This is a genomic window from Mycobacterium canetti CIPT 140010059, from assembly GCF_000253375.1.
GTDB classification, from domain to species: domain Bacteria; phylum Actinomycetota; class Actinomycetes; order Mycobacteriales; family Mycobacteriaceae; genus Mycobacterium; species Mycobacterium tuberculosis.
Genome location: NC_015848.1, coordinates 300,316 through 319,515 on the forward strand (window position 1 = coordinate 300,316; position 19,200 = coordinate 319,515).

Genomic DNA, 19,200 nt, shown 5'->3' on the forward strand with positions numbered 1-19,200 from the left:
GTGTTGCGGGTGGTTTGCGCCCTGAGCAGATGGGTACCCGATCACTCGGATAGCCCCGTGTTGTTGTCTGACCCCCCGACCCCGACGGCAATGCGGGGCAATCCCCTGGAAAGGGCCGCCGCTGGTGGGAGGGGACCCAGCGGCGGTCTTTTTGGGCTTGCCCCATCGTTCGTTGACTCTGCGTCCACCACGCAAAAGTGCGAGTAACCCGTCCGGTGGACGCAGAGTCAACAGATAAGGATCAGAACGCGGCCTCGTCGAGTTCCATGATGTCGTTGTCCAGCGTCTCGATCACCTCGCGGGTGCTGGTCAACAGCGGCAAGAAGTTCTTCGCGAAGAACGACGCCACCGCGACTTTGCCTTCGTAGAAGGACCGCTCGTCGCCGGTGGCACCCGCGTCGAGTGCCGCCACCCCCACCGCGGCCTGACGCTGCAGCAACCAGCCGATGATGAGGTCACCGACGCTCATCAAGAAGCGCACCGAACCCAAGCCCACCTTGTAGAGGCTGGTGACGTCCTGCTGCGCGGCCATCAGGTAGCCGGTCAGTGCGGCCGCCATGCCCTGGACGTCGGTGAGCGCCTTGGCCAGCAGCGCGCGTTCGGTCTTCAGCCGGCCGTTGCCAGCACCGCTGTCGACGAACTCCTGGATCTGGCCTGACACGTGCGCCAACGCCACGCCCTTGTCACGGACGATTTTGCGGAAGAAGAAGTCTTGTGCCTGGATGGCGGTGGTGCCTTCGTACAGGGAGTCGATCTTGGCGTCCCGGATGTACTGCTCGATCGGATAGTCCTGCAAGAAGCCGGATCCACCCAGGGTTTGCAGGCTTTCAGTGAGCTTGGCGTAAGCCTGTTCGGAGCCCACACCCTTGACTACCGGCAACATCAGGTCGTTGACCTTGACGGCCAACTTGGCGTCCACACCGTGCACCACCTCGGCGACAGCCGCGTCCTGGAAAGTGGCGGTGTAGAGGTAGAGCGCACGCAGGCCCTCGGCGTAAGCCTTCTGGGTCATCAGCGAGCGGCGCACGTCGGGGTGATGTGTGATCGTCACCCGGGGCGCGGTCTTGTCGGTCATCTGGGTCAGGTCGGCACCCTGCACGCGGGACTTGGCGTACTGAAGCGCGTTGAGGTAGCCGGTGGACAGCGTCGCGATGGCCTTCGTGCCGACCATCATGCGGGCCTGCTCAATGACCTCGAACATCTGCGCGATGCCGTTGTGTACCTCGCCGACCAGCCAGCCCTTGGCGGGGACGCCGTGTTGGCCGAACGCCAGTTCACAGGTCGTCGAGACCTTTAGGCCCATCTTGTGTTCGACGTTGGTGACGAACACGCCATTGCGCTCGCCGGGTTCGCCGGTTTCGGCGTCGAACAGGAACTTGGGCACGAAATACAGCGACAGGCCCTTGGTGCCGGGACCGGCGCCCTCCGGGCGAGCCAGCACCAGGTGGAAGATGTTCTCGAACAGGTCGCCGGAGTCACCCGAGGTAATGAACCGCTTGACGCCGTCGATGTGCCAGGACCCGTCGGCCTGTTGGACAGCTTTGGTTCGGGCAGCGCCCACATCGGAGCCGGCATCCGGCTCGGTGAGCACCATGGTCGATCCCCAGCCGCGTTCGGCGGCTAGGACCGCCCACTTCTTCTGCTCCTCGGTGCCGAGGTGGTAGAGGATCTGGGCGAAGCCCGCGCCGCCGGCGTACATCCATACCGCCGGATTGGCGCCCAAGATGTGCTCATGCAGCGCCCAGACCACTGCCTTGGGCATCGGCATGCCCCCGAGTGCCTCGTCGATGCCGACCTTGTCCCAACCGGCTTCCAGCATCGCGTTGACTGACTTTTTGAACGATTCCGGCAGCATCACCGAGTGGGTTTTCGGGTCGAAAACTGGCGGGTTGCGGTCCCCTTCGACGAACGACTCGGCCACCGGCCCCTCGGCCAGCCGGCTGACCTCTGCCAGCATGTCGCGGGCGGTGTCGACGTCGACGTCGCTGAATTCGCCATGGCCCAAAGCTTTGTCGACGCCCAGCACTTCGAACAGGTTAAAAACCTGGTCACGGACGTTGCTCCGGTAGTGGCTCACTGCCGATCCTCCTCGTTGAGAGTGCCACCTCAGGGTTGGGTAGGGTTGGGTACTCGAAACCAAGTTACCCACCAGTAACACCGTCAAAATATATCCGTTGCATAGGTCAATGCAAGTTGATGTGAGCTACATTGCACCAACTAACTAACCAACCGGTTGGGTTAGCGGTGATCCTGGCCGTGTCGGTCCTCTCACCTGCGGCGATAGCGATCAAATGAAGAATATGCGGAGTCTAGGGCGGCAGCGCCTGGCAGCGCAGATCATCGGCTCACGCGGATGCGGCCTCTTGGTACGGACATGCGCGCGGATGTCCGGCGAGTAGGGTCGGATGCGAAAACTACGTCCTCGGCTCTAGGGGCGAATGAAGTTCGGTGAACTCAACGAACAACCTGACGCCGTCCTCACTGCGGGAGGCCTTCGGCCATTTCCCGACCGGGGTGGTGGCCATCGCTGCGGAGGTCGACGGAGTGCGGCAAGGCTTGGCAGCCAGTACCTTTGTCCCGGTCTCGCTGGAACCGCCGCTGGTGTCGTTCTGTGTGCAGAACACCTCGACGACATGGCCGAAACTCACCGGCGTGCCGATGCTGGGCATCAGCGTGCTCGGCGAGGCCCATGACGCCGCAGTGCGCACACTGGCCGCAAAAACTGGGGACAGGTTCGCCGGTTTGGAGACGGTATCCAACGACGCCGGCGCCGTCTTCATCAAGGGCACCAGCGTGTGGCTCGAGAGCGCGATCGAGCAGCTGGTCCCGGCGGGAGATCACACCATCGTGGTCTTACGGGTCAACCAGGTCAAGGTGGATCCCAACGTAGCGCCCATTGTGTTCCATCGCAGCGTGCTCCGCCGACTCGGCGTCTAAACGTCTATACGGACGCCCACTTGGTCTGTCCGGACAACATAGCGGTCAGCGGCCCATTCTGGTTGCGATAAATGATGGTAGATCACGTCATTTTGCCTCCAGTAGTCGTGCCCATGTTTGAGAGGCACAACTATTGGTCGCTTTCATTCGTTGCGCGCAGACCGGTCTTTGTATGACGATGATGGGAAGTTCTATCTGCCGCCAAAAGCAGAATGGCAGGACGCAGGATGAAGCGATGAGCCGACCCGCCGGAACCGGTTTCCGGGAACGGGTGGGATGCATGCCCACTTGAGGTCTCGCGGCAGGCGGTGGAGCGTGGCAAAAACGTCGCATCGGGTGAGCAGCGCCGATGGCATGAGTAAGCGTATTTTGCGTTTGATAATCGCGCAGAGCGGCTTCTATAGCGCCGCACTTCAGCTCGGGAATGTCTCGATCGTTCTACCGTTTGTGGTAGCCGAGCTCGACGCCGAATTGTGGATAGCGGCTCTTATTTTTCCTGCATTCACGGCCGGTGGGGCGATCGGGAATGTGGTCGCGCCGCCGGCGGTGGCCGCCGTTCCACGCCGTCACCGATTGTTCATTATTGTGTCCTGTTTGGCCGTCCTGGCTGGCGTCAATGCCTTGTGCGCAACCATCGGCAAAGGAAGCGTCGCTGGAATCCTATTGGTGGTCAATGTGACGCTGATCGGGGTCGTTTCGGCGATCTCCTTCGTCGCCTTCGCGGATCTGGTGGCGGCTATGCCATCAGGAACCGCCCGAGCCCGCATTCTTCTTACCGAGGTCGGAGTGGGGGCGGCTTTGACGGCCGTGGTGGCGGCGACGCTGTCATTCGTACCCGACCAACACCCATTAAGCAGGAACATTCACCTACTGTGGACGGCAGCCGTGGCAATGGCTATCTCGGCGGCCATATGCCGGGCATTGCCTCACCGGATCGTCCCCAGGGTCCATGCGGCGCCCGGTCTGCACAAACTCGTGTACGTCGGTTGGACGGCTATCCGAACCAATAGTTGGTATCGTCGGTACCTGCTTGTGCAGGTACTCTTTGGCTCGGTCGTGCTCGGGTCCTCGTTCCACAGCATTCGCGTCGCCGCCGTACCCGGGGACCAGCCCGACGAGGTCGTTGCCGTCGTCCTTTTCGTCTGCGTCGGACTCTTGGGTGGGATCGCGTTGTGGAACCGCGTCCGGGAGAGATTTGGCCTGGTCGGTTTGTTTGTCGGCAGTGCACTCGTTAGCATCGCCGCGGCAGTGCTATCCATCGCATTCGATTTGGCCGGAGCGTGGCCCAACGTCGTCGCCATCGGTCTGGTGATTGCACTGGTATCCATCGCCAATCAAAGCGTATTCACCGCAGGCCAACTGTGGATTGCCCGTGACGCCGAACCCGGCCTGCGAACATCCCTCATCTCCTTCGGCCAGCTCGTCATCAACGCAGGCTTAGTCGGTATGGGTTTGGCGCTGGGGTTGATTGCCCAGGATCACGATGCGGTGTGGCCGGTGATGATCGTTCTGCTGTTGAACCTGACGGCTGCCTACTCAGCGACGCGGTTCGCTCCAGCCAAGTCCGTGGATGTTCGTGGCTTGCCTCAGGTTTCGCGCACTTCCCGACCTAAAACCGGGGGTTAGCGGCGAAACAGCTTGCTGCCCAGCCATACCACCGGATCATACTTGCGGTCGGCGACCCGTTCTTTCATCGGGATCAGGGCATTGTCGGTGATCTTGATGTTTTCTGGGCACACTTCGGTGCAGCACTTGGTGATATTGCAGTAGCCCAGGCCGTGCTCTTCCTGTGCTTGGCTGCGTCGGTCCCGGGTGTCCAGCGGATGCATTTCGAGTTCGGCGATTCGCATCAGGAAGCGGGGGCCGGCGAACGCATCCTTGTTTTCCTCGTGATCGCGAACTACGTGGCAGACGTTTTGGCACAGGAAGCATTCAATGCACTTGCGGAACTCCTGCGAGCGTGCAACGTCGACTTGCGCCATTCGGTACTCGCTGGGCTGTAGCTCCTTAGGTGGCGCGAAAGACGGGATCTCGCGCGCTTTTTGGTAGTTGAACGAGACGTCGGTAACAAGATCGCGAATCACCGGAAACGTCCGCATTGGGGTGACCGTGACGATCTCGTCCTCGTCGAATGTCGACATCCGCGTCATGCACATCAGTCGCGGTTTGCCGTTGATCTCGGCCGAGCAGGATCCGCACTTGCCAGCTTTGCAATTCCAGCGCACTGCGAGATCCGGTGTCTGCGTCTGTTGTAGACGGAGGATGACGTCCAGCACGACCTCGCCCTCGTTGACCTCCACGGTGAATTCGCGGAGTTCGCCACAGCTTTCGTCTCCGCGCCACACCCGCATACTCGCGCTGTACGTCATTTAGCCTCTCCGTCCTGGATGCTCGGCCAGCTCTTCGTCGGTGTAGTATTTCTCCAACTCCGAGATCTCGAAGAGCTCCAGCAAGTCGGGTCGCATGGGCGTTTGCAGCTGCTGGGTGACGTTGATGTGGCAGTTGGAGTCGCCGGACCCGCTGCCACCGGTGCCCATGGTTTCGGTGGCCCGGCATACCAGCAAGATCCTGCGCCAGTTGGGGTCCATACCGGGATGGTCGTCTCGGGTGTGGCCGCCTCGGCTTTCGGTGCGCTGTAGCGCAGCTCTGGCCACGCACTCGCTGACCAGCAACATGTTGCGCAGGTCGATGGACAGGTTCCAGCCCGGATTGTATTGACGGTGACCTTCGACGAGTACGTTGTGGTAGCGCGACCACAGCTCGGCCAAAAGGGTCAGCGCCCTGGATATTTCGTCGGCGTTGCGGATGATACCGACCAGATCGTTCATCACGTACTGCAAGTCCATATGCAGCGCGTACGGATTCTCCGGCGCCGAGCCGTCTTTCGGTCCTTCGAAGGGGCTCAGCGCCTGCTGGGCCGCCGCATCGATAGCCTCCGCTGAAACCGCTGGCCGGCTGCTCAGTGCCCGTACGTAATCCGCTGCGCCCAGGCCGGCCCGCCGGCCGAATACCAGCAGATCGGACAGCGAATTGCCGCCCAGCCGGTTGGAGCCGTGCATACCGCCGGCACACTCACCGGCAGCGAACAGGCCTGGCACCGTGGCGGCGCCGGTGTCCGCGTCTACTTCGACACCGCCCATCACGTAGTGACACGTCGGCCCGACTTCCATTGCCTGCGTTGTGATATCGACTTCAGCGAGCTCTTTGAACTGGTGATACATCGACGGCAATCGCCGTTTGATCTCGGCGGGTGTCAGCCGGGATGCGATGTCGAGGTAGACGCCGCCGTGCGGGGTACCGCGGCCGGCCTTGACCTCTGAGTTGATCGCGCGCGCGACCTCGTCGCGGGGCAGCAAGTCCGGGGTGCGTCGGGCCGAGTCGTTGTCCTTAAGCCACTGGTCGGCCTCTTCCTCCGTCTCGGCGTACTGGCCCTTGAACACCGGCGGAATGTAGTCGAACATGAAGCGAGAGTTCTCCGAGTTTTTGAGCACTCCGCCGTCGCCGCGAACACCCTCAGTGACCAGAATTCCCTTGACACTGGGCGGCCACACCATGCCCGTCGGGTGGAACTGGACGAACTCCATGTTGATCAGCGTCGCCCCGGCCCGCAGTGCCAACGCGTGCCCGTCTCCGGTGTACTCCCAGGAGTTGGATGTCACCTTGAACGACTTGCCGATCCCGCCAGTGGCAAGCACCACCGCTGGCGCCTCGAACACGATGAACCGGCCGCTTTCTCGCCAGTAGCCGAAGGCTCCGGCGATCGCGCCTTGGTCCTTGAGCAGTTCGGTGATGGTGCATTCGGCGAACACTTTGATCCGCGCTTCGTAGTCGCCGAGCTCGGCGTGGTCCTCCTGCTGCAGCGAGACAACCTTTTGCTGCAGGGTGCGGATCAACTCCAGGCCGGTGCGGTCGCCGACGTGCGCCAGTCGCGGATAGGTGTGTCCGCCGAAGTTGCGCTGACTGATTCGGCCATCGTCCGTGCGGTCGAACAGCGCGCCGTAGGTCTCCAACTCCCAGACCCGGTCCGGCGCCTCCTTGGCGTGCAGCTCGGCCATACGCCAGTTGTTCAGGAACTTTCCACCGCGCATCGTGTCGCCGAAGTGAGTCTTCCAATTGTCCTTCGGGTTGGCGTTGCCCATCGCGGCCGCGCAGCCGCCTTCGGCCATGACCGTGTGGGCCTTGCCGAATAGGGATTTGCACACGACGGCTACTTTCAAGCCGCGTTCCCGCGCCTCGATGACCGCGCGTAACCCCGCGCCGCCGGCACCGATCACGACTACGTCGTAGGAGTGCCGCTCGACCTCAACCATAAAACCTCGCTCAGCTTCTGAAACGATCCTTCAGCCAATAAATCTGAGATCTGTGATGCTGCCACTGGCCACCAGCATGATGTAGAAATCGGTGAGCGCCAGGGTCCCCAGCGTGATCCACGCGAATTGCATGTGTCGGGTATTGAGCTTGCTGACCTGTGTCCAGATCCAGTATCGCACTGGGTGCTTGGAGAAATGCTTGAGCCGACCGCCGGTGGCGTGCCGGCACGAATGGCACGAGATGGTGTATGCCCACAGCAGAACCACATTGATCGTCAAAATGACATTGCCCAAACCGAAGCCGAATCCGGACGGCGAGTGAAATGCCGCGATCGCGTCATAGGTGTTGATCAGCGACACCACCACCGCGATATAGAAGAAATACCGGTGGGTGTTCTGGACGATCAGCGGAAGCCGGGTTTCACCGGTGTAATGAGCCCGCGGCTCGGGCACTGCGCAGCTTGTCGGCGACTGCCATACCGACCGGTAGTAGGCCTTGCGGTAATAATAGCAGGTGAGCCGGAACCCAAGCAGGAACGGTAATACCATCGCTCCCAACGGAATCCACCCTGGAAAATGCCCGAACCAGACGCCGAGATGACTGGCGCCGGGCTGGCAGGACGCGCTGACGCACGGCGAGTAGAACGGCGTCAGGTAATGATATTTTTCCACCCAGTATTGGCTGCCCCAGAACGCCCGAGTGGTCGCATAGCAGATGAACGCCAAAAGACCGAGGTTGGTCAGCAGCGGTGGCAACCACCAGAGGTCGGTGCGAAGCGTCCGTTCTGGGATTTGTGCGCGGGTGGGTGTGAAAACGCCGATCGCAGGACGGTTCGCCGTGGGTGCGCTCATCTAATGTGATCCTCTTCGCGTGTTATCTCGTCGAAGGGTACACAGAGAACGGCCCCCTTTTTCTGGGGGGCTCGGTTGTTCAGTACCTGTGACCTCCGACACCCTCATCGTCGACATCGCGCCAAAATTCGCGATCGTACTCGGTGTCGGGGATGGCGATTTTCTCGCTGGGTTGCGGTACGGCGGCCCGTTCCAGGTCTAATTCAGAGACGTCGGTGTCGAGCAATTCGATGTCGGTGAGGATCCGGTCGGCATCGATCACGATGCGACGCGTTGCCGGGTTGTCGCCGAATCGCGCCTTCAGTGCGGTCACGCACCGCCGCAGTCCGCCGACGAGGTCGTGCAGTTCGGCGAGTTCGGCAGTCGTGGACAATGGGTGCTCCCTGGGCTGGCGGTGTTACAGATCACAGTACGCTCCCGATACTAGCTATCGACGGACGGAGTCGTTGGGTCTACTCGGCCCAATGGCATGATCCGGCGGACCCATCGGCCCGGCCGGATCATGCCGTATCGCGAACTACTTCGTGATAGCGATGCGCTGCGCCTGAGTTTCGGCTGGGTCCTTGTAGGCGCCGGCAACCCGGACGGTCAGCACACCGGCGTCATAGGAAGCCGCGATGGCCTCGCTGGTGACGTGCGCGGGCAGCCGGAACGAGCGGCGGAATGATCCGTAGCGGATCTCACGCAGGGTGCGGCCGTCTTTGTCTCCGGCGTCTTGCGTGTGCTCGTCGCGGTGTTCGCCGCGGATCACCAGGCGGCTCACCGGCTGGCCAGGGTCAAGCTCGACGTTGACGTCCTTGTCGACGTCAATGCCGGGCAGTTCCAAACGGACCACCGCGTCGTCGCCATCCTTGACGATCTCGGCGGCCGGCGTGAAGTCTCCGGCGACCGGGCGGTACCAGTCCGTCGTCGCGGCAGGGCCGAAGAAGTCACGTAGCCAGCGGTCCCAGGGCTCAACGTCCCACACCGGACGCGACCACAATGCGAGATTGTTCATGGTTATCTCCTCATGCTTCGTTGTGAGTTAGCTGTGTCCGGCGCGTTGCCGGCCCGCTATACCAAGAACCTGAGTCGACCACGCTTAAGTTCCACCTCGGCGTTCACCGGAAGCGAACACTGTCACACAGCCGGTCGCCAGGTGTGATCACAGCGTCATATGTGCGTCACATTCGGCGATTTTTCGGTAATTTGCCCCTCATACCCTCAGACCATGCCTACGGCTGGGAGTTCGCGCGCGCCTGCCGCGGCTCGCGAGATCGTCGTGGTCGGCCACGGCATGGTGGGCCATCGGCTGGTCGAAGCGGTGCGTGCCCGTGACGCGGACGGGTCGCTGCGGATCACGGTGCTGGCCGAGGAGGGCGATGCGGCCTATGACCGCGTCGGCCTGACGTCCTATACCGAAAGCTGGGACCGCGCCCTGTTGGCCTTGCCGGGTAACGATTACGCCGGTGACCAGCGGGTTCGGTTGCTACTAAACACCCGAGTCACCCAGATTGACCGGGCAACCAAGTCGGTGGTCACCGCGGCAGGGCAACGGCATCGCTACGACACCCTGGTGCTGGCCACCGGCTCCTACGCATTCGTCCCGCCGGTGCCCGGCCACGACCTGCCCGCGTGCCACGTCTACCGCACCTTTGACGATCTCGACGCTATCCGCGCCGGCGCCCAGCGCACCCTGGACGGCGGTCACACCGATGGCGGGGTGGTTATCGGTGGCGGCCTGCTGGGCCTGGAAGCCGCCAATGCGCTGCGCCAGTTCGGGTTGCAGACACACGTCGTCGAGATGATGCCACGATTGATGGCCCAACAGATCGACGAGGCCGGGGGTGCACTACTGGCCAGGATGATCGCCGATCTCGGGATCGCGGTGCACGTCGGGACCGGTACCGAGTCGATCGAGTCGGTGAAGCATTCGGATGGCTCGGTGTCGGTGCGGGTTCGCCTGACCGACGGCGAGGTGATCGACGCTGGGGTGGTGATCTTTGCCGCCGGCATCCGGCCGCGCGACGAGTTGGCCAGGGCGGCGGGGCTGGCGATCGGCGACCGGGGCGGTGTGCTCACCGACTTGTCCTGCCGGACAAGCGATCCCGATATCTACGCGGTCGGCGAAGTCGCCGCGATAGACGGGCGGTGTTACGGCCTGGTCGGGCCCGGATACACCAGCGCCGAGGTGGTGGCCGACCGACTGCTGGACGGGTCGGCCGAGTTCCCCGAAGCGGACCTGTCGACCAAACTCAAGCTGTTGGGTGTCGACGTCGCCAGCTTCGGCGACGCGATGGGGGCAACCGAGAACTGCCTCGAGGTTGTCATCAATGACGCGGTGAAGCGCACATATGCCAAGTTGGTGCTCTCCGACGACGCCACCACGCTGCTCGGTGGCGTGCTGGTGGGCGATGCCTCGTCGTACGGGGTGCTGCGGCCGATGGTCGGCGCCGAACTGCCCGGGGACCCCCTGGCGCTGATCGCGCCGGCCGGATCTGGGGCCGGCGCTGGCGCTTTAGGTGTTGGGGCGCTGCCGGATTCGGCCCAGATCTGCTCGTGCAACAACGTCACCAAGGGCGAGCTGAAGTGCGCGATTGCCGACGGTTGTGGCGACGTTCCCGCGCTGAAGTCATGCACCGCGGCCGGCACGTCGTGCGGGTCGTGCGTGCCGCTGCTCAAGCAGCTGCTAGAAGCCGAGGGTGTGGAGCAGTCCAAGGCGCTGTGCGAGCACTTCAGCCAGTCGCGCGCGGAGCTTTTTGAAATCATCACCGCCACCGAAGTCCGGACTTTCTCCGGGTTGCTTGACCGCTTCGGACGCGGAAAGGGTTGCGACATCTGCAAACCCGTGGTCGCCTCTATCCTGGCATCCACCGGCTCCGACCACATTCTGGACGGCGAGCAGGCCTCGCTACAAGATTCCAACGACCACTTCCTGGCCAACATCCAGAAGAACGGCAGCTACTCGGTGGTGCCGAGGGTGCCTGGCGGTGACATCAAGCCAGAACACCTGATTTTGATCGGCCAGATCGCACAGGACTTCGGCCTCTACACCAAGATCACCGGCGGTCAGCGGATCGACTTGTTCGGCGCCCGGGTGGATCAGCTGCCCTTGATCTGGCAGCGACTGGTTGATGGCGGCATGGAATCTGGGCACGCCTACGGCAAGGCGGTGCGGACCGTGAAGAGCTGCGTGGGCAGCGACTGGTGCCGCTACGGTCAGCAGGATTCGGTGCAGCTGGCCATCGACCTGGAACTGCGTTATCGCGGGCTACGGGCACCGCACAAGATAAAGCTGGGCGTCTCGGGTTGCGCGCGGGAATGCGCCGAGGCGCGCGGCAAGGATGTGGGCGTGATCGCCACCGAGAAAGGCTGGAACCTTTACGTCGCCGGCAACGGCGGCATGACGCCCAAGCACGCTCAACTACTGGCCAGCGACCTCGACAAAGAGACGCTCATCCGCTACATCGACCGCTTTCTCATTTACTACATCCGCACGGCCGACCGGCTGCAGCGAACCGCGCCATGGGTGGAATCGCTTGGGCTGGACCATGTGCGCGAGGTGGTCTGCGAGGACTCGCTGGGTCTGGCCGAGGAATTCGAGGCCGCGATGCAACGCCATGTCGCCAACTACAAGTGCGAGTGGAAGGGCGTGCTGGAGGACCCGGACAAGCTGTCCCGGTTCGTTTCCTTCGTCAACGCCCCCGATGCCGTCGACTCGACGGTGACCTTCACCGAGCGTGCCGGGCGCAAAGTACCTGTGTCCATTGGTATCCCGCGGGTCCGATCATGAAGTCCGGGAGGACAAAGGAGGGACTGTGACGCTTCTCAACGACATTCAGGTATGGACCACCGCCTGCGCATACGACCATCTCATTCCGGGACGTGGTGTCGGGGTGTTACTCGATGACGGTAGTCAGGTGGCACTGTTCCGGCTCGACGACGGCTCGGTGCACGCGGTCGGTAACGTCGACCCGTTCTCCGGTGCTGCGGTGATGTCCCGCGGCATCGTCGGTGATCGCGGAGGTCGCGCCATGGTGCAATCGCCGATCCTGAAGCAGGCTTTCGCGCTCGACGATGGCTCGTGCCTCGACGATCCGCGCGTTTCCGTGCCGGTGTATCCGGCGCGCGTCACACCCGAAGGCCGCATTCAGGTCGCGCGGGTAGCGGTCTAGCTCACCCCGCGAACCTCACAGCTTGAGCACACGTCCGGCGATGACCAGATGTACCTCATCGCAGACGGCTGCCACGCGTCGGTTGATTGTGCCCAGTAGATCGCGAAACAGCACGCCCGAAGAATGGGATGGCACCACCCCGAGGCCGACCTCGTTCGTCACCACGATCGCAGTGGGCAATCCGGTCAGCGCGGCGCACAACCCGTCGAGCCGTGCCTCGAGGACGGCGTAGACGTCCGCGGTCGCAGCAGACCACAACGCCTCGCCATCCATGATGGCCGTCAGCCAGGTGCCCAAGCAGTCCACGAGCACGGGACTTCGTGCCTCGGACAAAGCCGTCGCGACGTCGGCCGTTTCCACCGTTAGCCAGGTCGGTGGGCGGCGAGCGCGATGCAGTGCGACCCGGGCGTCCCAATCGGGATCGCTGCCAGCGGCCGGGCGGCCAGGCGCGACGTAGACGACGTCGGCCGCATCGCCCAACAACGCTTCGGCGTGCGTGGACTTTCCCGAGCGGACGCCGCCAGTGACCAGTATCCGCACCGGGTCATCGTAGGTGGGGCGGCCTCATGGCGCGCCCGGAGCGAGAAAGGGCAAGGTCGGCGGGCAACCATGGCGGGCCAGGTTGAGCAGCGCATCGACGTCGAGGTGTCGTTCGACGAGATCGCCGAGCAGGTCGAGGCGGCGCTCGCGTGCGGCCAGGAAGCATGAGCCCGACGGGGCGAGGCCGAGCGTCTCTCGCAGGAAGGCCTCGCGCAGGGCGTCGCCTTCCAACGAGCCGTGCCACATGGTGCCGAACACCGGTCCGTCGCGCGCGCCGCCGAGGAACTCCTCGGCGGTGTCACCGCGGGTGATCCGGCCGTGGTGAATCTCGTACCCCGACGCGGGCACACCGAGTCCTTCGCCGCGCGGTAGCCGCAGCACCTTGTGGGGGGAAAATGCGGTCTCCACGTCGAGCAAACCCAAGCCCTCGACCTCGGTCACCTGCCCTCCCGGACCTTCGATGCCGTACGGGTCGCGAATCACCCGGCCCAGCATCTGGAACCCGCCACAAATGCCGAGCAGCGGCTTGCCCGCCGCAACATGCACCAGCAGCGCACGATCTAGGTCTCGCGCCCTCAGCCAGGCTAGATCGGCGATCGTTGCCCGGGTGCCCGGCAACACGATCAGATCGGCATCGTCCAGCGCGCGGGGGTCGGAAGCGAACACGACATCCAAGTCGGGCTCAAGACCCAATGCGTCGACATCGGTGAAGTTGCTGATTCGTGGCAGGCGCACGACGGCTACCCGGCGGGCCCCGGTGCCCGCCGCGCGCCGGCCCTGTAGGTCGAGGGCATCTTCGGAGTCCAGCCAGAGGTCGGGGTGCCACGGCAGGGTGCCGTACACCCTGCGCCCGGTGACCCGTTCCAGGTCGCGCAGACCTGGCGCCAGCAGGTCGGAGTCGCCCCGAAACTTGTTGACCACAAACCCCGCGATCAGCGCCTGGTCCTCGGCAGCCAGCAACGCGACGGTGCCCAGGAACGCAGCGAACACCCCGCCGCGGTCGATGTCACCGACGACGATGGTCGGCAGTCCCGCATGACGGGCAAGCCCCATGTTGACGTAGTCACCTGCGCGCAGGTTGATTTCGGCCGGGCTGCCGGCGCCCTCCGCGACAACGACGTCGTAGCGGGCGGCGAGGGCGTCGAAGGCGCGGCATGCGGCCTCGGCGAGCGCTCGCCGCCCCGCACGCCAGCTTGACGACGCCACCTCGCCCCAGGGCTTGCCCATCAACACCACGTGGCTGCGGTGGTCGCCGACCGGCTTGAGCAAGACCGGATTCATGGCCGGCTCAGGTACCGCCTTGGCCGCGAGTGCCTGCACCCATTGCGCCCGACCGATCTCCACGCCCGCGCCGTCGGGGCCTCGGCAGACCATCGAGTTGTTGGACATGTTCTGCGCCTTAAAAGGCGCCACCCGCACACCGCGTCGCGCCAACGCGCGGCACAGCCCCGCGGTCACGGCGCTCTTCCCGGCGTCGCTTGTCGTACCCGCGACCAGCAGACCCGACATCCGTCTCCCGAAGGTTTCTCACTCCACCCGGGTCGCTGAGTCGGTGTCCCAGGTTCCGGGCATCATTGGCGTGCGTGGGCTGCCGCCGAACGCGTCGTTGGGTAACGTGATCAGTCCTGCGACTTGTCCGGGACTGGCCTTGTGGGTTGTTCCGGCGAAACCCAGGGTTCCCGCTCCTTGAGGCGAACCCGTCGGGTCGTGGCCGGTTTCGGGGTCTAAATCCAGGTATTCGTAACCGCGGCCGAGCTGTTTGATCTTTGGCCGCCGACGCCGCTGCGGTTGAACCTGTTCCTCGGGCGCCGCCGCGGCCGCTGGGGCCTCGGCGTTGTCGGGTTCCGGCGTCTTCTTTCGAACGCCGGTGCCGACGGCCTTCCTGGCCTGCGCCGCCGAGTTCAGGTCACCCACCAGGTACCCGAAGCTTTGTATGCCGGCTCCGGTCACCGGCGGCGGGGCGGTCACCGGCGGCGGTGGCGGCCCGGGCGGGGGCGTCGGCGCGGTCACGGCCGTGGGGGCCGGGGCTGGGGCTGGAGTTGGGGTGGGGGTTGGGATACTCGGGGCAATCGCCGCGACCGGCGGGATGACGGGCGGCGCGGATGGCGGGATGCCAACCAGGCCCGCCAGCCCAGACAAGCCCGCGAAGCCGCCTGCTGCACTCGCAGGGGCAAGGGTCAACGGCGCCAGCGGGGCGGCTAGCAGGGGCAGCGCCGCCGGGAGCAACGCAAGAGTTTGCTCGAGCAGCGTTTTAACCAACGCGATGGTATCGGTGATGATCGTGCCAATGGCTTCGACCGTGGTGAACATCAGGGTAAAAGCGATAGTTGCGGGATTGCCCGACGCGAACGCCGCCGCCAGATCCGCCCCGATGAATGCGAAGGTTTGCGACAGGAAGGCGACATAAGATCCGATGTCCATGGGGTAGCCAAGGGCGAACGCAATGTTGGCCGGGCTTAGGAAGGTTAGCGGATTACCCAGCGAGGGCAGCCACGGATCAAATCCGGAAAACATCGCTTGCAAAAAGGGGAGGTTGGTCAGCCAGTTGATGAACGGTTGTATAACGTTGTTGTAGAAGTCGGTATACCCGATCTTCTGCAACCATTGCAGCCATTCCTGGACTTGGTTCGGCTCGTCGGAAGCCGCTGTCGGCGCGTTGGCTTTCACGATCTGGGGGGCTGGGGTGGTCTGCGGTGCGGCGGCCACCGCCGCGGTCGAGACCGCTTGATAGCTGGCCATCGTGGTGGCGGCCTGGATCCACATCCGCGCGTAGTCGGACTCGTTGAGCGCGATCGGGATGGTGTTGATGCCGAAGAAGTTCGTCGCCATCAGCACGCCGTGGAGGGCGTGGTTGGCGCCCAGCTCGGCCAACGTTGGCATCGCGGCCAAGGCGGTGCCGTAGGCGGTGGCCGCGGTTTCTTGCCGGGTGGCCATGGCCGCGCTGTTGGCGCTGGCCTGCACCAGCCACGCCAGATAAGGGGTATGGGCGGCCACGTAAACCGCGGCGGTCGGGCCGTCCCAGGTGCCGGCCTGTACGGCGGCCAACAGCGCGGCCAGCTCGTCGGCCGTCTCCGCGTAGGCGATGCTCAACGAGTGCCACCCCTCGGCCGACACCAGCAGCGGACCGGGCCCAGGCCCGCTGCTTAGCAGCGCCGAGTGCACCTCTGGGGGCGAAGCCATCCAGATCGGGGCGGTCATCGGCGGCTGACCGCCGGCGGAGGTGTCGTCGCGTCGCGAGCAGCCACGTTAAGGCCCAGCAGCGTGGTGGTGGCCCGACCGCTAGACAAGGTTTGGAGCGTCATGACCGGTTAGCTTTCTCGGGGTACACCGCCCCGGGTGGCAGGACGCGATGACGCGAGTCTCCTGGCTCCCGGATCGTTGCTTGCCTCGCCTTCCAGCCTGTGGCCGTGGCTTATGAGGGTCGCTCCCCGGTGACAGTGGCGGGACCGCGCCGGATTCTCACCGGCTTCCTGCATCGTCATCGCCTGACGGGAAGAATATTGGCATGCAGAGCGTGGATTTGCACGTTGAGCGGCATTTGCCAAGCAGGGGTCGGTCACATCGCACGGTCGCAACAGTCACATGTGTCACTGCACTAGGCGACATCCGATCTGCCCAGCTCTCAGCGACAGGCGCCTGGCCGGCGGTTTTGTTCCCAAGTTGGTCGTGGCTGTGCGGGATTGGAGGCGGCGTTGACCTGCAGAAACCGAGTTGTCGCGCTTAGCTGGGCACAGCGACCATCGCCGACGGCGGAGCTCGGCGTCGGTGAGTCGCTTCGGTCGGCCGGGGCGGCGCGATTCGGGTTCGACCACGTGGTCGTTGACCAGCTGACGCGCCGAACGTGCAACCACGGCGGCAGCGCCCGGCGACGTGTCCCCGCCACCGGTACACGTTCGGCGCAGCCAGCGCACACACGGCACGGAGTTTAGGACTTACTCATTTGGCTATCCGCGACCGATATCGCCGACCAGGTAGCGCTGCATTGTCGGGCCAATGGCGTCGACCAGCATCTCCACCGACATGGAGTGCAGCGGCTCAGAACGCACCCCGTAGCGCATGATGCCCAAACCGACGAGTTGAGCGGCGCACAGCGACGCTCGGATGGCAATCTTGTCGGCCCCGAGCATCTTGAGCAACGGGTTGAAGACCGGTCCGATGAACATGGACTGCACGATCTCGGCGGTCTTGGCTAGCCCGGTGGTTGCGATGGCGCTCGCCGCAAAGGGACCGCCGCCGGCCGCATCCCAGGTGGTGATCAGCACGTAGAGGGTTCGGCGGCCTACCTGGTTGACGCTTCCGGTGACGATTTTTTCGATGAACTCCGGTGTGCCGAAGGGCAACCGCAGCATCTTCGCTACCGGGTCGAGGAGTCCGCGTGATGGCTCTTGGCTACGGGCCATGGTGTCAGGATCACCCCGCTGTGATCAAAGATCAAGCGTCACCGGTGTCGGCGTGCCATGCCAGCGGTGCAGCCGTTGCTGACGTGCTACCGCGCTGCGAAATCGGTTCGCGACCAGCTGTGCCAAGCCCGGATGGGTGCCGAGCGGTCGGGTTACCACATCGGCACCGGATGCCCGCAGCCGCTCTTGAAAAAGGCCTTCTGCCAACAGGAAGGAGGCGACCACGACGCGGCGCGCACCTCGGTTGGCTTCGGCCCGGTCTCGGGCCCGCTGCACAGCCGTGCGCACATCCGGACCGCCGGTGCCCGCAAATCCCATGTCCACCCATGATCCGGTCAGTTCGGACACTAGCGTCCGAGTGGTGTGCAGGTCGGCACGTGCCCGCCTATCCGACGTGCCGGCCGCTGCGAGGATCACTGAATCGCCAGGACGCCAACCGGATTCCACCAGCTGCTGGGTGACTATCTGCGCGATCTCACGGCATGGCCCCAACGCGGGGGTGACCGTGACATGCGGGTGCGCACTGGCTGCGACATGAGCGGGCAGGTCGGTGCGAACATGATATCCGCGGGACAAGAACGCGGGCACCACGATTGCGGGACGGCAGGAAAGGGCGGAAAGCACTTCGCTGGGTGAGGGTCCGAGCACATCAACGAAGGCGACCTGCACAGTGCGGTCGACGAGCGCGCTCACTTGCGCGGCGATGTCCGCTATCATCGCGACACCGGACGGTCTGCGGGTTCCGTGGGCCGTCAAGATCAGGTTCATACGTCATCGTGCCGGCTGTCAACGGCGAGACGGTAGCCACGTTTCACCACTGTTGCCACGATGTTCTTGTCGCCCAGAGCCGTTCGTAGCCGCAGTACGGCGGTGTCCACGGCGTGGGTGTCGCTGCCGTCGCCGGGTAGGACGCGTAGCAAGTCGCCACGAGAGACGACGCCGCCGGGGCGATGTACCAACGCGCGCAAAATCGCCATTCCGGACGGCGATAGTGGCTTCACCGAATCATCCACCAGCACAGAGGTTCCACGGATCTCGATCACGTGGCCGGCTGCTTTGAACGTGCACGAACCCAGCAGCGGCAGCTCCTCGGCAATGTGGCGGGCTAAGGCTCCCAACCGCATTCGCTCGGGAGCCGACGTCGGGACGCCCTTTCGGATCAACGGCCGCGAAGTTACCGGGCCGACACACATCGCGTGCACATCGGTACGCAGCGCAGCCAACAGTTGGTCCTCGATATCCAATTCACGGCTGCGTTCTAGCACCGCGGCCGCGGCAGGTGCCGACGTGAAGGTGACCGCGTCGAATTGTCGTCGCGCGATCCCGGTGACTAACTGGTCGAACACGCCGCCTAGTGGCGCCGGCTTCCACCGGTAAACCCGGATCGGCACCACTTGCGCGCCGGCGAAACGTAACCCGCCCAGAAATTCCGGAAACGGGTCCCAGCTGTCGGCGGCACCGTGCAGCTGGACGGCAATACGCGTACTGGACACCCCCGATTCGAGCAGATATTCCAGCACCTCATGCGACGATTCAGAGTCGGGGGACCACTCTTCACGCAGGCCGGCGGCACGCAGCGCACCAGTTGCCTTTGGTCCGCGGGAGATGATCCGGGCCGACGACAACGATTCCAGGAGCTCGTTGGCCAGCCCCCACCCCTCGGCCGCGGCCAACCAGCCGCGAAATCCGATGCCGGTGTGGGCGACCAGAATGTCAGGCGGGTCGGCGATCAACGCCTCGGTGTTGTTCTGCAGTTCATCGTCGTCGGGAAGCGCGATCATCTTGATCGCTGGGGCACTACAGACCTCGGCGCCCTGGCGGCGAAGCAATGCGCACAGCTCTTCGGCGCGGCGAGCGGATGTCACCGCGATCCGGTAGCCGGTCAGTGGCGCCGAGTGTGCCTGGGCCATATGACGTGTCTAGGCCTGTGAGGTTTCAGTCGCGTTACCAGGCAATTGCTGCCGGATTGCCCATTGCCGATACCCACCTCGGTGGCTTCGGGCGTGG

Annotated in this window: 16 protein-coding genes and 1 riboswitch; of the genes, 4 read left to right on the top strand and 12 right to left on the bottom strand. The window is 64.1% G+C overall.

The features are described from left to right. Positions 1-241 precede the first annotated feature (241 nt). On the bottom strand, positions 242-2,077 hold the full coding sequence (locus MCAN_RS01325) for an acyl-CoA dehydrogenase (protein WP_014000132.1): 1,836 nt from the start codon (positions 2,075-2,077) through the stop codon (positions 242-244). A 371-nt stretch (positions 2,078-2,448) separates the two neighbouring features. Here MCAN_RS01325 and MCAN_RS01330 point away from each other — a divergent pair, with 371 nt between their 5' ends. Together MCAN_RS01330 and MCAN_RS01335 are read left to right on the top strand one after the other, a co-directional pair. Beyond that, positions 2,449-2,937 (top strand): flavin reductase family protein, encoded by a 489-nt coding sequence (locus MCAN_RS01330; protein WP_003401313.1) that lies wholly within the window; start codon positions 2,449-2,451, stop codon positions 2,935-2,937. Positions 2,938-3,252: 315 nt separating this feature from the next. Beyond that, positions 3,253-4,563 (top strand): hypothetical protein, encoded by a 1,311-nt coding sequence (locus tag MCAN_RS01335; protein WP_014000133.1) that lies wholly within the window; start codon positions 3,253-3,255, stop codon positions 4,561-4,563. Here MCAN_RS01335 and MCAN_RS01340 read toward each other — a convergent pair. The 5 genes from MCAN_RS01340 to acr2 all read right to left on the bottom strand — a co-directional run bounded on the left by MCAN_RS01340 (position 4,560) and on the right by acr2 (position 9,096). Next, a complete protein-coding gene (locus tag MCAN_RS01340) occupies positions 4,560-5,306 on the bottom strand; it encodes a succinate dehydrogenase/fumarate reductase iron-sulfur subunit (protein WP_003401319.1) in 747 nt (248 codons plus the stop codon). The genes MCAN_RS01335 and MCAN_RS01340 overlap by 4 nt on opposite strands. Then, positions 5,307-7,247 carry a fumarate reductase/succinate dehydrogenase flavoprotein subunit gene (locus MCAN_RS01345; RefSeq protein WP_003401322.1) on the bottom strand — a complete coding sequence of 647 codons (1,941 nt, stop codon included), beginning with the start codon at positions 7,245-7,247 and terminating at the stop codon, positions 5,307-5,309. Between the two features lie 30 nt (positions 7,248-7,277). Continuing rightward, positions 7,278-8,099: a succinate dehydrogenase membrane anchor subunit gene (locus tag MCAN_RS01350; RefSeq protein ID WP_003401324.1), complete on the bottom strand. Its 822-nt coding sequence runs from the start codon at positions 8,097-8,099 to the stop codon at positions 7,278-7,280. Between the two features lie 79 nt (positions 8,100-8,178). Continuing rightward, positions 8,179-8,472: a hypothetical protein gene (locus tag MCAN_RS01355; RefSeq protein ID WP_003401329.1), complete on the bottom strand. Its 294-nt coding sequence runs from the start codon at positions 8,470-8,472 to the stop codon at positions 8,179-8,181. Positions 8,473-8,616: 144 nt separating this feature from the next. Further along, the gene (gene acr2, locus MCAN_RS01360) at positions 8,617-9,096 is read right to left on the bottom strand and encodes a stress-responsive chaperone Acr2 (RefSeq protein ID WP_014000134.1); all 480 of its coding nucleotides are present in this window, start codon (positions 9,094-9,096) and stop codon (positions 8,617-8,619) included. Between the two features lie 213 nt (positions 9,097-9,309). Here acr2 and nirB point away from each other — a divergent pair, with 213 nt between their 5' ends. Together nirB and nirD are read left to right on the top strand one after the other, a co-directional pair. Then, entirely contained in the window at positions 9,310-11,871 is a 2,562-nt protein-coding gene (gene nirB / locus MCAN_RS01365) for a nitrite reductase large subunit NirB (protein WP_014000135.1), read from the top strand. A 25-nt stretch (positions 11,872-11,896) separates the two neighbouring features. Beyond that, entirely contained in the window at positions 11,897-12,253 is a 357-nt protein-coding gene (nirD, locus tag MCAN_RS01370) for a nitrite reductase small subunit NirD (RefSeq protein WP_003401341.1), read from the top strand. A gap of 15 nt (positions 12,254-12,268) precedes the next feature. Here nirD and MCAN_RS01375 read toward each other — a convergent pair whose 3' ends face one another. From MCAN_RS01375 to MCAN_RS01405, 6 genes are all read right to left on the bottom strand, one after another. Further along, positions 12,269-12,793: a bifunctional adenosylcobinamide kinase/adenosylcobinamide-phosphate guanylyltransferase gene (locus MCAN_RS01375; protein ID WP_003899876.1), complete on the bottom strand. Its 525-nt coding sequence runs from the start codon at positions 12,791-12,793 to the stop codon at positions 12,269-12,271. A 24-nt stretch (positions 12,794-12,817) separates the two neighbouring features. Then, positions 12,818-14,302 carry a cobyric acid synthase gene (locus MCAN_RS01380; RefSeq protein WP_014000136.1) on the bottom strand — a complete coding sequence of 495 codons (1,485 nt, stop codon included), beginning with the start codon at positions 14,300-14,302 and terminating at the stop codon, positions 12,818-12,820. Between the two features lie 18 nt (positions 14,303-14,320). Beyond that, positions 14,321-15,991 carry a PPE family protein gene (locus MCAN_RS01385; protein ID WP_014000137.1) on the bottom strand — a complete coding sequence of 557 codons (1,671 nt, stop codon included), beginning with the start codon at positions 15,989-15,991 and terminating at the stop codon, positions 14,321-14,323. A gap of 138 nt (positions 15,992-16,129) precedes the next feature. After that, positions 16,130-16,311: riboswitch (cobalamin riboswitch) on the bottom strand. 426 nt (positions 16,312-16,737) lie between these two features. After that, complete coding sequence (locus MCAN_RS01395) at positions 16,738-17,193, bottom strand: TetR/AcrR family transcriptional regulator (RefSeq protein WP_014000138.1); 456 nt, start codon at positions 17,191-17,193, stop codon at positions 16,738-16,740. 24 nt (positions 17,194-17,217) lie between these two features. Then, positions 17,218-17,961, bottom strand: coding sequence for a sirohydrochlorin chelatase (locus tag MCAN_RS01400; protein WP_014000139.1), 744 nt, complete (start codon positions 17,959-17,961; stop codon positions 17,218-17,220). Then, positions 17,958-19,103, bottom strand: coding sequence for a uroporphyrinogen-III synthase (locus MCAN_RS01405; protein ID WP_014000140.1), 1,146 nt, complete (start codon positions 19,101-19,103; stop codon positions 17,958-17,960). The genes MCAN_RS01400 and MCAN_RS01405 overlap by 4 nt, the downstream gene beginning before the upstream one ends. Positions 19,104-19,200 lie beyond the last annotated feature (97 nt).

Bases quoted from the DNA above. Each gene is read 5' to 3' on its own strand.
- MCAN_RS01340 (WP_003401319.1), bottom strand. From the start codon at position 5,306: ATGACGTACAGCGCGAGTATGCGGGTGTGGCGCGGAGACGAAAGCTGT.
- MCAN_RS01345 (WP_003401322.1), bottom strand. From the start codon at position 7,247: ATGGTTGAGGTCGAGCGGCACTCCTACGACGTAGTCGTGATCGGTGCC.
- MCAN_RS01350 (WP_003401324.1), bottom strand. From the start codon at position 8,099: ATGAGCGCACCCACGGCGAACCGTCCTGCGATCGGCGTTTTCACACCC.
- acr2 (WP_014000134.1), bottom strand. From the start codon at position 9,096: ATGAACAATCTCGCATTGTGGTCGCGTCCGGTGTGGGACGTTGAGCCC.
- nirB (WP_014000135.1), top strand. From the start codon at position 9,310: ATGCCTACGGCTGGGAGTTCGCGCGCGCCTGCCGCGGCTCGCGAGATC.
- MCAN_RS01380 (WP_014000136.1), bottom strand. From the start codon at position 14,302: ATGTCGGGTCTGCTGGTCGCGGGTACGACAAGCGACGCCGGGAAGAGC.
- MCAN_RS01385 (WP_014000137.1), bottom strand. From the start codon at position 15,991: ATGACCGCCCCGATCTGGATGGCTTCGCCCCCAGAGGTGCACTCGGCG.
- MCAN_RS01395 (WP_014000138.1), bottom strand. From the start codon at position 17,193: ATGGCCCGTAGCCAAGAGCCATCACGCGGACTCCTCGACCCGGTAGCG.
- MCAN_RS01400 (WP_014000139.1), bottom strand. From the start codon at position 17,961: ATGAACCTGATCTTGACGGCCCACGGAACCCGCAGACCGTCCGGTGTC.
- MCAN_RS01405 (WP_014000140.1), bottom strand. From the start codon at position 19,103: ATGGCCCAGGCACACTCGGCGCCACTGACCGGCTACCGGATCGCGGTG.